Genomic DNA, 11,731 nt, shown 5'->3' on the forward strand with positions numbered 1-11,731 from the left:
CTCAGTTCTCCTGTCCGGTAGTTCGGGGCGCGAGCAGGGAGAGCAGCCCGCGGACACCGGCGTCGAAGGCGTCGGGGGAGCCGGAGGCGCGGGCGAGTACGTAGCTGCCCTGCACGGTGGCGAGGACGGCCGCGCCGATCTCCTCGCCGTCCAGCTCCGGCGCGAACTGTCCCTGCCGCTTGCCCTCTTCGACGAGCTCGGCGATCCGCGCGCGGATGGCGGCGATCGTCTCGTCGACCGGCGCGCGCAGTTCCTCGCTCGCGATCACGTCGGGGTCCATGGTCAGCCGGCCGACCGGGCAGCCGCGCAGCACGTCACGCTCGCGCAGCAGATACGCCTCGATGCGCTCGTACGGCGTGCCCGGACCGCTCAGGACCCCCTCGGCGGTGGCGCGCAGCTCCTCCGCGGTCCGCCGGATCGCCGCCAGGGCGAGGTCCGGCTTGCCCTTGAAGTGGTGGTACATGCTGCCTTGGCCGGCACCCGCGCGCTCCAGGATCGCCTTGGGGCTCGTGCCCACGTACCCGCGCTCCCACAGCAGTTCACGGGTGGACTCGATCAGTCGTTCCGAGGTGCTCATGCGATCACTGTACATACTAGTAGTTACAATTCGCCAGTCCCCAGCGAGTCGCCACTGAGCCGACACTGAGTCGCCAGGGAGTCCCCGGGGAGCAGCTGGCGGCCCACGCCGTACTCCCCGCGAGGTACCCGCACTGCCGCCGGCCGCACGACGACCCGGACCCCTTCCCGGAGGGAGTCTCGTGGCATCCCCGGAGACCGGGGACCACGGAACCGACAAGGGAGATGACCCGAGATGCAGACCCTGGCCGACTGGGGCGGCGGCGGACCCGGCCCCTGGATCCTGTTCTTCCCGCTGATCTGGGCGGCCGTCGTGATCGGCGCCGTCACCTTCCTGCGCCGCACCGGCTGGCGCGGACCCGGCGGGCCCTGGCGGCCCATGGACGGCTCACGTCCCGCGGGGGACTCGCCGCTCGCGGTCCTCGGCCGCCGCTTCGCCTCCGGTGAGATCGACGAGGATGAGTACTGGCGCCGCCTGTCAGTGCTGGAGGAGCAGTTCGGCCGTGCGGGCAAGGGGGGCACGGCATGACCACGACCGCACTGCGGGCCGCGGCCCGCGTGGTGGAGGCGGTGAAGGTGTACGGCGGTGGCGACACCGCCGTACGCGCCCTGGACGGCGTCGACGTCTCCTTTCCCGCCGGACGCTTCACAGCGATCATGGGCCCCTCGGGCTCCGGCAAGTCCACCCTCATGCACTGCGCGGCCGGCCTCGACACGCTCACCTCCGGCGCCGCCTACATGGGGGACACCGAACTCGGCACGCTGGACGACCGGCGCCTGACCCTGCTGCGCCGGGACCGGGTCGGCTTCGTCTTCCAGGCGTTCAACCTGGTGCCGACACTGACCGTCGCGGAGAACATCACCCTGCCCCTGGACCTGGCGGGCCGGCGCGGCGACCGGGAGTGGATCGACGCGCTCGTCGATGTCGTCGGCCTGCGCGACCGGCTGCACCACCGTCCCTCGGAACTCTCCGGCGGCCAGCAGCAACGCGTCGCCGTGGCACGGGCGTTCGCCGGGAAGCCCGACGTGGTCTTCGCCGACGAGCCGACCGGAAACCTCGACTCCCGCTCCGGAGCCGAGGTGCTCGGCCTCCTCGGCTCCGCCGTGCGGGAGATGGACCGTACGGTCGTCATGGTCACCCACGATCCGGTGGCCGCCGCACATGCCGACGAGGTGCTCTTCCTCGCCGACGGACGGCTGGTCGACCGGATGGAGGCGCCGACCGCGGACCGGGTCCTGGACCGCATGAAGGCCTTCGAGGTGCGGTCATGAACGCGTCGCTCCGGCTCAGCCTCACGTCCTTGCGCGCGCACCGGCGCCGGTTCGCCGGCACCTTCCTCGCCGTGTTCCTCGGCGTCGCCTTCCTGGCCGGCACCCTCGTCATGGGCGACACGCTGCGCGCCAGCTTCGACAGCATGTTCGGCGAGGCCACCAGCGGTACGGACGCCGTCGTACGCGGCGCCGACGCCATCACCACACCCGGCGAGGCCCAGGGCGTACGGCGGCCGGTGGACACCTCGCTGGTGAAGACCGTCGAGCGGGTGCCCGGCGTGGCCGCCGCGGTTCCCAACATCCAGGGCGCCGGCCAGCTTGTGGGCCGCGACGGCACACCGGTAGGTGGCCAGGGGCCGCCCACGCTCGCCGGGAACTGGATCACGGATCCCCGCCTCAACCCGTACCGGCTCGCCGAAGGCCGGGCTCCCGCCAAGCCGGGTGAGGTCGTGGTGAACCGGGGCGCCGCGAAGCAGGGCGGTCTGAAGATCGGTGACACCACGACCCTGCGCACCCCGGATCCCGTGAAGGTCACCGTCGTCGGGCTCGCCACCTTCGGCGGCCAGGACGGCATGGCCCAGGTGACCTTCACGGGCACGACCCGGGCCGACGCCGAGAAGTACCTCACCGCACGGCCCGGCCAGGCGGCGTCCATCGCGGTGCGGGCCGCACCCGGAGTGAGCCAGAAGGACCTGGTGAGCCGGCTGACTCCGGTGCTGCCGAAGGGAGTCGAGGCCATCACCGGTCAGCAGTCGGCGCAGGAGAACACCGACATGATCTCCAGCCAGTTCCTGACCATCTTCACCACCTTCCTGCTCGTGTTCTCCGGCGTCGCCCTGCTCGTCGCCACCTTCTCCATCCACAACACGTTCGCGATCGTGGTCGCCCAACGCACCCGTGAGAACGCCCTGTTGCGTGCCCTCGGCGCGGCCCGCCGCCAGGTGACCGCCGCCGCCCTCGCCGAGGCCTGCGTCGTCGCGCTCACCGCGTCCTTCGCCGGACTCGCGGGCGGCATCGGCATCGCCGCGAGCCTCCAGGTGCTGTTCCCGGCGATCGGATTCCCGTTCCCCGACGGCGACCTGGTGATCAAGACCCTGTCGATGGTGCTGCCGCTCGTGGTGGGGATCGTGGTCTGCCTGGGATCGGCGCTCCTGCCGGCCCGGCGCGCCGGACGGACGGCGCCGCTCGCCGCCCTGCGCGAGACGGCCGTCGACACCTCCGGTGCCTCCCGCGTCCGTGCGATCACCGGTGGTGTGCTCGGCGCGCTGGCGCTCGCCACGACCCTGACCGGCGTCCTCGTCTCCCCGTCCGTATGGCTGGCGGGAGTCGGCGCGCTGCTCGCCCTGGCGGCCTTCGTGGTCCTCGGCCCGGTCGCCGCCACCACGGCCGTACGGCTGCTCGGCGGCCCCCTGGACCGGCTGCGCGGGGTCACCGGCTCCCTGGCCCGGCGCAACGCCCTGCGCAGCCCGAAGCGGACGGCGGCCACCGCGAGCGCGCTGATGATCGGGGTGGCCGTCGTGTCGTTGTTCACCGTCTTCGGCGCCTCGCTCAAGGCCACGATGGACCAGACGGTGTCCCGGTCGTTCGCAGGCGACCTCGCCGTCAGCAGCCCGTCCTTCGGTGCGGGCGGCAGCGGACTCAGCCCCCGGCTCGCGCCCGCACTCCAGCAGGTGCCCCAGGTGGACACGGCCGTGGGACTCGGCCGCGGGGTCGCCGAAGTCGACGGGAAGGGAAGGGCCTTGACCGTCACCGATCCGGCCGCGCTCGCCCGCACCTTCGACCTGGGCACGGTCACCGGCTCCCTGCAGGGCCTCGGCTCCGACGGCATCGCCCTCACCCGGAAGGAGGCCGACCGGCAGCATCTGCGCACCGGCGACACGGCCAGGCTGACCTTCACCGACGGCAAGACCGTGAACTTCACCGTCCGTGCCGTGTACGGCCAGTCGGAACTCGCCGGCGACTACGTCATCACCCGCGCCGCCTGGGCCCCGCACCGCACCCAGGACGCGGACACGTTGATCGCCGTCACCTTCAAGCACGGGGTGAGCGCCGACGCGGGCAAGGCGGCGGTGAAGAGGGTCGCCGCGCAGTACGGCAACCCGTCCGTGCAGACCCGCGACGAGTACGCGCAGTCCTCGGCGGGCGGCATCGACATGATGCTGACCCTCGTCTACGCGCTGCTCGCCCTCGCGGTGGTCATCGCCCTGCTCGGCATCGCCAACACGCTGACCCTCGCGCTGCACGAACGCACCCGGGAGCTCGGCCTGCTGCGGGCCGTCGGACAGACCCGCGCCCAGTTGCGGGCCATGGTCCGCTGGGAGTCGGTCCTGGTCGCCGCGTTCGGCACGGTCGGGGGTCTCGGCCTCGGCGCCTTCCTGGGCTGGGTGCTGGTGAAGGCCTCCGACGGCGCGAGCGACACCGCGTTCGCCTTCGCCCTCCCGCCCGCCCGGCTCGCCGTGGTCGCCCTCGTCGGCCTCCTCGCCGGTGCGCTGGCGGGCCTCCGACCGGCCCGACGGGCGGCCCGGCTGGACGTCCTGCGGGCGATCGCGACGGAGTGACCGCGTCACGTCGGCCGGGGCGCCTGTCCGCCGGGCCGGTTCGGACCGTGGGCGACTGCGGGTGCGTGGGGGCTGCTCGCGCCTACGCGGGGCCGCGCGAGACCGTGCGCGACCGCGAGTGCGTGGTCGGCTGGTCGCGCAGTTGCCGTGCCCCTTGGGCAGCTGCGGTTGCCGCCCGCTTGAGGCGCACCGTAGCTGCGGGCAGTCGTCCCTTCCCCAGTGCCTCAGGGGCCTGGGTGGCCCCGGGCGGCACGGCGGGCGCAGCTACGGTGCGAATCTTGGTGCGGCTGGCCGTAACTCCCCAGCGGCGCGGGGAACTGCGCGGCCGGCCCACCACCTACCCGCACCCGCGCAAGGTCCGAACCGACCAGGCGGTGGGCGCGCTGCCGCGAGGCCGGAGGCCCCGTCACCGCCCGGTCAACCGGGAACGGTCGACCGGGCGGGAGCCTGAACTCCGGCGGGAGAACGAGCCGCACTTGCCACGGGAGCCGCCGCGACGGCAGCTTCCGCACTGAACGCGACCCCGGCGCCGACAGGCGTCCCCGCCGTCGCCTTGGCCGCCGTGCCGACGCGGACGGGTTCCGGCGCGGGAGGTATCCCGGCGGCACGGCGCGAGGCATGCGCCGGTTGCGGCCGTACCACCGCCGGGGCGGTCAGCGTGAACCAGACGACCTTGCCGTTCTCGCCGTCCGGCCGGGCACCCCAGCTCTCGCTCACCGCCGCCACCATGGCCAGCCCCCGCCCGCAGGTGGCCAGCGGACCACCGTCCGGCAGGTCCGCGACGTCGGCCGGCACCGGAAGCCGGGGGTCGTTGTCGCGCACCGAGACCGTGAGCCCGTCCGGCGCCAGCTCCAGCTCGACCGTGCACGACTTGTCGGGCCTGGCGTGCCGGTGGACGTTGCTCAGCAGCTCCGTCACACCGAGCGCGGCCCGGTCTATCAACGCGTCCATGTGCCAGTAGCGCAACTGCGCAGATACGATTCTGCGGACCTGGCCGATCCGCGACGGCAGGGCTTGGAGCTCCACCGTGCAGTGCCTGCTTGGGTGACTGATCACGGCTGCGACTCCCCGATGTAGAGGTCCGAACGGACCGGAAGAACACGGAGAACAACGGATCCAGCAGGGTGCTTGCGTCCAAACGTCCGCCTGCTGTCGTGGCCGGCGGGCTGGTTCGCAGCGTTATCGCCGGTAAACCCAGAGTGACGTGAGACCAGCGTGACTCAGCGGATGTGGTCCCGCAACTCGCCGCGACGGACCGCTGCTCCGAGTAACACGACCGGCCCGAACCCCGGCCGGCGGCCGTACCGCGTTCAGCCGCCGCGTCCGGCGGCCCGCCGCACCGCCTCGATGAACCGCCGCGCCGCGGGCGGACCCGGCTCGCCCGGAGCGGGGTCGTGCTCGCCCAGCGTCAGCAGGTACCGCTTGCCGTTGAGGTCGGCCAACGCCTTGTCGTCCGGCCGGAACCACGGCCTGGACGCGCGCACCGCCTGCACCGGGGCACTGTCGATCTCGCTGCCGTAGCTGGTGAGCAGTTCCAGCCTGCCGTCGTTGATCCGGACCTGACCGGCCCGGGTGAGCGAACGCAGCCGCTTGCCGATCCGCACGCCCGTGGCTGTGAACTCCGGCTCCGCCATCCTTCGCCGCCCCCTTGCCCGTGTGCTCCCGCGATCCAGTGTGCGCTCGCGTCCGATCCAGTGTGCGCCCGCGTCCGACAACGGCGTGCGCCTGCGTTCGGGACGATCGTCCCGTCGCGTGCAGTCTGCCCCGATGCGGCCGGGAGCACCAGTACGCGCGAGGCGCCCGCGAAAGCCGCCCGGAACACTCCCGCCTAATGCGCCTCCGGATGCCTCGTACGCCTGTGCCCCAGGGCGGCTTTGGGTGGCTCAAAGATGCGTTTATGCAGGTGGGAGCCGTTGTGAAAGAAGCCTATGCTCGAGATGCCGACCGTGCGAGGCGTCGTCGGCGCCCAGCCTAAGGAGCACCGCCGTGAGCACCACCGACCAGACCCGGACCGGCGCCACCCTCGACGTCGACCGCAGCGACGCCGCCTACCGTGACTGGCTGAAAGAGGCCGTCCGCAAGGTCCAGGCCGACGCCAACCGATCGGCGGACACGCACCTGCTGCGCTTCCCCCTCCCCGAGCAGTGGGGCATCGACCTCTACCTGAAGGACGAGTCGACGCACCCCACCGGAAGCCTCAAACACCGCCTCGCCCGCTCCCTCTTCCTCTACGGCCTCTGCAATGGCTGGATCCGCCCCGGCCGCCCGGTCATCGAGGCCTCCAGCGGCTCCACCGCCGTCTCCGAGGCCTACTTCGCCAAGCTGATCGGCGTGCCCTTCATCGCGGTCATGCCGCGCACGACCAGCGCCGAGAAGTGCCGCCTGATCGAGTTCCACGGCGGCCGGTGTCACTTCGTGGACGACTCGCGCAAGATGTACGAGGAGTCCGCCCGCCTCGCGGTGGAGACCGGCGGCCACTACATGGACCAGTTCACCTACGCCGAGCGGGCCACCGACTGGCGCGGCAACAACAACATCGCCGAATCGATCTTCCGCCAGCTGGAGTTGGAGCGCTTCCCGGAGCCGGCCTGGATCGTCGCCACCGCCGGCACCGGCGGCACCTCCGCCACCCTCGCGCGCTATGTCCACTACATGCAGTACGACACCCGTATCTGCGTCGCGGACCCGGACAACTCCTGCTTCTTCGAGGGCTGGACCACCGGCGATCCGGACGTCACCTGCGACTGCGGCTCCCGCATCGAGGGCATCGGCCGGCCGCGCATGGAGCCGAGCTTCGTGCCGGGCGCGATCGACCGGATGATGAAGGTCCCGGACGCGGCCAGCGTCGCCGCCGTACGGGCACTGGAGCGGGCCATCGGCCGCAAGGCGGGCGGCTCCACGGGTACCGGGCTGTGGAGCGCGCTGAAGATCGTCTCCGAGATGGTGGCCGAGGGCCGCCGGGGCAGTGTCGTCACCCTGCTGTGCGACCCGGGCGACCGCTACCTCGACAAGTACTACTCCGACGCTTGGCTGGCCGGGCAGGGCCTGGACATCGCGCCGTACACCGCGGCGATCGAGACCCTGCTGGCCACGGGGGTGTGGCCGCACTGAGCCGGCCCCACCCTTTCGGGGGCCGGCGCCCAACGGGCGGGTGACGGGGCTGTGAGGGTTTGATGACGTCTCAATTGTGGTTCTGGGCAAGTCGGTTGTGCCCGTGTGACTGATAAGATCATCCCACTTTTCGGTGGGCTGACGGCGTGTCATGAACGCGTACGGGGGGACAGTCTCAAAGGCACCATCGCGCTCGCACGCTCCAGGCGCGATGCGACTTGAAGAGAGTCTCATGACGTCATTGACCACGGATCCACTGCTGTGGATCTTGCTGGTGGTGCTCGTCGCTGCGGTCGTCGCAGTGATGCGGGCCCGGAGAACCAACATGGCGCTCCGAAGAACGAGAAAGGACCTGGAGGCAGGACTGGGGCAGGCCCGCGGCGACATCGGGCAGCTCCACACGCACGTCGCCACGCTGACCGCACAGCATCAGCGTGACCTCGCCGACGTACGGGCGGACGCGGAGGCGTCGACCAAGGCGGTGCTGAAGTCCGCCATGGGCACGCTCCAGTCGCTCGCCGAGGAACAGCAGGTCCTCCTGGACAGCCTGCTGAAGAAGTACGGCGACACCACGGAGGTCCTGGCCGACCTGATGACGGTCGACCACACCGGCAGCCAGTTCGGCCGCCGCGCCAAGGGCATCTCCGTGCTGTGCGGCGGATGGCTGGGCCGGCGTGACGGCGCGGCGACCGTCTACGACGTCGCGCGCAGCGCCCAGGGCAGGATCAAGGACTTCAACCGGGTCAGCGTCCACTCGCAGGTCAGCGTCTCCCTCGTCGGCAAGGCGGTCGAGCCGGTGGCCGTCGTACTGGCCGAACTGCTGGACAACGCGACGAACTACAGCGCGCCCGGAACGCCGGTCGAGGTCAACATCCAGACCGTGCCGACCGGTGTCTGCTTCATCGTGGACGACGCCGGACTGGGCATGGACCAGGAGACCAAGGACCGGGCGGCGGCCCTGCTCTCCGTCGACGGTCCCGTCGACATCACCGGTCTCGGCGATCCGCCGCGGTTCGGCTTCGCCGTGTGCGGCATGCTCGCCGCCCGCTACGGCTTCGCCGTCTCCGTCGGTTCCGTGTCCCCCTACGGCGGAGTGCGTGCCGTGATTCGTGTGCCCGAAAGTCTCCTCTCGGCCGACACTCCTTCCCCGGCGGCCGACGCCGAGGACACCGCGGAACCGGAGGCCGCCTCCCAACGGCTGGCGCCGGTCCCGGTCGTGGGACCCTCGCACGTGGTGGGAACGACCTCGGGAGGTCTGCCCAAACGCCGGCGGCGCAGCGGCCCCGTCACGGTGGTCCCGGCCCTCGACACCGACGGCCAGGAGCGGACTCCCGAGCCGGTCAGCGAAGTGACGGCCTCGCGGCTCGGGGCGTTCGCGCGCGGAACTCAGCTCGGGCGGACCACGAACTCCACGGAAGGACCTGACAACCAGTGAAGATCGACCTGTCCTGGGTGCTGAACGACGTGCTCGAGGTACGCGGAGCCCGGCACGCGATCCTCGTCTCGGGAGACGGCCTGTTGCTGCAGCGTTCGGACGACATCGCACGCGACGATGCCGAGACGAACGCCGCCGCGATGAGTTCGATGCAGTCGCTGAGCCGCGCCGTCGCGGCGTTCGTGGGAGCGGGCCACGGGATCTGGAAGCAGACGCTGCTGGAGTACGACGGCGGCTGGATCTTCCTGATCGCCGCCGGCCAGGGCTCGTATCTCGCCGTCTCGGCCGCGCCGGACGTCGACATGGAGGCCATGTCCTTCCGGATGCAGAAGACGGTGGCCGCCCTGAGCAAGGCGATGAGTGTGGCTCCGCGCTCGGAGAACGGTGCCGGGGTATGACCACGCCCGGTGAGGAGGCCTCCGTCACCAGCGAGTTCGTCCGCTCCTACGTCATCACTGGTGGCCGGAGCCTGCCGGCCGCGGACGACCTGGCGCTGCACACCCTGGTCACCCTGGCTCCCGAGCGGACACCTCCGCTGGGGGCCGGCCCCGAGGTGATGGCGATCTGGCAGCTGTGCGCGGGCGGCTACCTGTCGGTCGCCGAGGTCGCGGGCCACGTGGGACTGCCGGTGGGGGTGGCCCGGCTGCTGCTGACCGATTTATTCGAGCAGGGCCACCTCCTGCGCCGCGCCGAGCCGCCCCGGGCTCAGAACGTTGACAGAGCGACCCTCGAGAAGGTTCTGAATGGACTCCAATCCCTCATCGGCTGAGACGGCCCCTGGATCCATCTACGTCTCCAGCGCGGTGACCAATGCTGCCAAGATCCTGGTCGTCGGGCATTTCGCCGTGGGCAAGACGACCTTCATCGGCTCGCTGTCGGAGATCACCCCGCTGCGCACCGAGGAGAAGATGACGCAGGCGTCCCTGCACGTGGACGACCTCAGGGGCGTGGCGGACAAGACCACCACCACCGTGGCCCTGGACTTCGGCCGTCTGACGCTCAGCGACGACCTCGTGCTGTACCTGTTCGGAACCCCGGGTCAGCAGCGTTTCATGCAGCTGTGGGAGGACATGGCCCGCGGCGCGCTCGGCGCACTGCTCCTGGTCGACCCGGCCCGGCTGGAGGAGACCTTCCCCGTCATCGACCTCGTCGAGCGGTACGGCCTCGAGTACGCCATCGCGGTCAACGGCTTCGAGCCGGGCACGGTCTACGAGGAGGCGGAGGTGCGCGAGGCCCTCGACCTGCTCCCGGACACCCCCGTCGTCTACTGCGACGCCCGCGACCGGCAGTCCTCCGCCCACGCGCTGATCGCGCTCGTCCGTCACCTGCTCACCCGAGCCGCCTGACCCGCCCATCCGCCCGGACCGTCTCCCCCCGGACCACCGGCCCGGAGCCAGCAGAAGGAACCCCCATGGACCGCCAGTCAGTCCCCGCCCCCGCCGGCGCCAGATGCCCCATGCACGACGCCGCGTTCGCCGCCGACCCCCAAGAGGTCTACGACCGGTTGCGCGCCCACGGTCCCGCCGGACCGGTCGAACTCGCACCCGGCATCGACGCCACCCTCGTCGTCGGGCACGAAACGGCCCTGCGCGTGCTGCAGAACACCACGCTGTTCGCCCGGGACGCCCGCCGCTGGAAGGCTCTGGGCGAAGGGCAGATCCCGCTGGACCACCCGGTGCTGCCGATGATGGCGTACCGGCCCAACTGCCTGTTCACCGACGGCGCCGTGCACCTCAGGCTGCGCAAGGCCGTCACCGACAGCCTGGCCCGGCTCAACATCACCCGGATCCGGCGCGACGTCGAGCCCATCGCCGACTACCTCATCGACCAGTTCAGCGAGCGCGGTCGTGCCGACCTCCTCAACGACTACGCCAAACTGCTGCCGCTGCTGCTGTTCAACAAGCTGTTCGGCTGCCCGGCGGACATCGGGGACACCCTCACCAGCGCCATGTCGGCCATCTTCGACGGCAAGGACGCCCTGCGCGCCAACGAGGAGCTCACCGCCTGCCTCATGCAGCTGATCGCCCTCAAGCGTCGGCAGCCCGGCGACGACGTCACCTCCTGGCTGATCCAGCACCCGGCGGGGCTGACCGACGAGGAGCTCAAGGACCAGCTGGTCATGCTGATGGGCGCCGGCGTGGAACCCGAGCGCAACCTGATCGGCAACGCCCTGATCCTGCTGCTGTCGCCCGACACCAGCGGACGCGACTCCGGGCTGCTGATCGAGGAGGCGATCGATCACGTGCTGTGGAACCAGACGCCCATCGCCAACTACGCCACCCACTACCCGGTCCAGGACGTGGACCTCGGGGGAGTCGTGGCCGAGGCGGGCACGCCGGTCGTCATCAGCTTCGCCGCCGCCAACACCGACCCCGCGCTCGACGAGGCCCGCCGCAGGCACAGCAAGGGCGCCCACCTGGCCTGGGGAGCCGGACCGCACGCGTGCCCGGCCAAGGATCCGGCGCAGGTCATCGCCGTCACCGCGATCGAGAAGCTGCTCAACGCCCTGCCCGACCTGACGCTGGCCGTCCCGGCGAAGGACCTTCAGTGGCGGCCGGGCCCGTTCCACCGGGCGCTGGTCGCGCTGCCCGTGGCCTTCAGCCCGACACCGGCCACCCATATCGCCTCCGCGCTGCAGAGCCGGACCGTCCCCGCCGCGGGGGAGCAGCCGATCCCCACGGCACCGGTCGCCGCCGCCCGCCAGGAGCCGGCCAGGAAGAAGGGCTTCTGGAGCACCTTCCTGGACATCTTCCGGGTGTGATCCCTGAGATGTGGTCGT

Annotated in this window: 12 protein-coding genes; 9 read left to right on the forward strand and 3 right to left on the reverse strand. The window is 71.3% G+C overall.

Annotation, left to right across the window (positions count from 1 at the left end):
* Nucleotide 1 precedes the first annotated feature (1 nt).
* On the reverse strand, nucleotides 2-577 hold the full coding sequence (locus tag AB0M27_RS28195; protein WP_365725376.1) for a TetR/AcrR family transcriptional regulator: 576 nt from the start codon (nucleotides 575-577) through the stop codon (nucleotides 2-4).
* A gap of 234 nt (nucleotides 578-811) precedes the next feature.
* Here AB0M27_RS28195 and AB0M27_RS28200 point away from each other — a divergent pair, with 234 nt between their 5' ends.
* Genes AB0M27_RS28200 through AB0M27_RS28210 form a run of 3 tightly spaced genes read left to right on the forward strand, consistent with a single transcriptional unit; the run spans nucleotide 812 to nucleotide 4,406 of the window.
* Nucleotides 812-1,105 carry an SHOCT domain-containing protein gene (locus AB0M27_RS28200; RefSeq protein WP_365725378.1) on the forward strand — a complete coding sequence of 98 codons (294 nt, stop codon included), beginning with the start codon at nucleotides 812-814 and terminating at the stop codon, nucleotides 1,103-1,105.
* Nucleotides 1,102-1,848, forward strand: coding sequence for an ABC transporter ATP-binding protein (locus AB0M27_RS28205; RefSeq protein ID WP_365725380.1), 747 nt, complete (start codon nucleotides 1,102-1,104; stop codon nucleotides 1,846-1,848). The genes AB0M27_RS28200 and AB0M27_RS28205 overlap by 4 nt, the downstream gene beginning before the upstream one ends.
* On the forward strand, nucleotides 1,845-4,406 hold the full coding sequence (locus AB0M27_RS28210; protein ID WP_365725382.1) for an FtsX-like permease family protein: 2,562 nt from the start codon (nucleotides 1,845-1,847) through the stop codon (nucleotides 4,404-4,406). The genes AB0M27_RS28205 and AB0M27_RS28210 overlap by 4 nt, the downstream gene beginning before the upstream one ends.
* Nucleotides 4,407-4,823: 417 nt before the next feature.
* On the opposite strand, the gene AB0M27_RS28215 is transcribed toward AB0M27_RS28210, so the two are convergent.
* Both AB0M27_RS28215 and AB0M27_RS28220 read right to left on the reverse strand, forming a co-directional pair.
* The gene (locus tag AB0M27_RS28215; protein ID WP_365725383.1) at nucleotides 4,824-5,462 is read right to left on the reverse strand and encodes an ATP-binding protein; all 639 of its coding nucleotides are present in this window, start codon (nucleotides 5,460-5,462) and stop codon (nucleotides 4,824-4,826) included.
* A gap of 254 nt (nucleotides 5,463-5,716) precedes the next feature.
* Nucleotides 5,717-6,040 carry a hypothetical protein gene (locus tag AB0M27_RS28220; protein ID WP_153542731.1) on the reverse strand — a complete coding sequence of 108 codons (324 nt, stop codon included), beginning with the start codon at nucleotides 6,038-6,040 and terminating at the stop codon, nucleotides 5,717-5,719.
* Between the two features lie 352 nt (nucleotides 6,041-6,392).
* On the opposite strand from AB0M27_RS28220, the gene AB0M27_RS28225 reads away from it, so the two are divergent.
* The 6 genes from AB0M27_RS28225 (at nucleotide 6,393) to AB0M27_RS28250 (ending at nucleotide 11,713) form a co-directional block, all read left to right on the forward strand.
* Complete coding sequence (locus AB0M27_RS28225; protein WP_365725385.1) at nucleotides 6,393-7,517, forward strand: PLP-dependent cysteine synthase family protein; 1,125 nt, start codon at nucleotides 6,393-6,395, stop codon at nucleotides 7,515-7,517.
* Nucleotides 7,518-7,749: 232 nt separating this feature from the next.
* Nucleotides 7,750-8,952 carry an ATP-binding protein gene (locus AB0M27_RS28230; RefSeq protein WP_365725387.1) on the forward strand — a complete coding sequence of 401 codons (1,203 nt, stop codon included), beginning with the start codon at nucleotides 7,750-7,752 and terminating at the stop codon, nucleotides 8,950-8,952.
* On the forward strand, nucleotides 8,949-9,350 hold the full coding sequence (locus tag AB0M27_RS28235; protein WP_365725389.1) for a roadblock/LC7 domain-containing protein: 402 nt from the start codon (nucleotides 8,949-8,951) through the stop codon (nucleotides 9,348-9,350). The genes AB0M27_RS28230 and AB0M27_RS28235 overlap by 4 nt, the downstream gene beginning before the upstream one ends.
* Nucleotides 9,347-9,721: a DUF742 domain-containing protein gene (locus AB0M27_RS28240; RefSeq protein ID WP_365725390.1), complete on the forward strand. Its 375-nt coding sequence runs from the start codon at nucleotides 9,347-9,349 to the stop codon at nucleotides 9,719-9,721. The genes AB0M27_RS28235 and AB0M27_RS28240 overlap by 4 nt, the downstream gene beginning before the upstream one ends.
* Complete coding sequence (locus tag AB0M27_RS28245) at nucleotides 9,696-10,298, forward strand: ATP/GTP-binding protein (protein WP_365725392.1); 603 nt, start codon at nucleotides 9,696-9,698, stop codon at nucleotides 10,296-10,298. The genes AB0M27_RS28240 and AB0M27_RS28245 overlap by 26 nt, the downstream gene beginning before the upstream one ends.
* 110 nt (nucleotides 10,299-10,408) lie before the next feature.
* Complete coding sequence (locus AB0M27_RS28250) at nucleotides 10,409-11,713, forward strand: cytochrome P450 (protein ID WP_365725454.1); 1,305 nt, start codon at nucleotides 10,409-10,411, stop codon at nucleotides 11,711-11,713.
* The last annotated feature ends 18 nt before the right edge of the window (nucleotides 11,714-11,731 follow it).

Origin of the sequence: Streptomyces sp. NPDC052107 (assembly GCF_040680215.1) — a bacterium.
Taxonomy (GTDB): Bacteria; Actinomycetota; Actinomycetes; order Streptomycetales; family Streptomycetaceae; genus Streptomyces.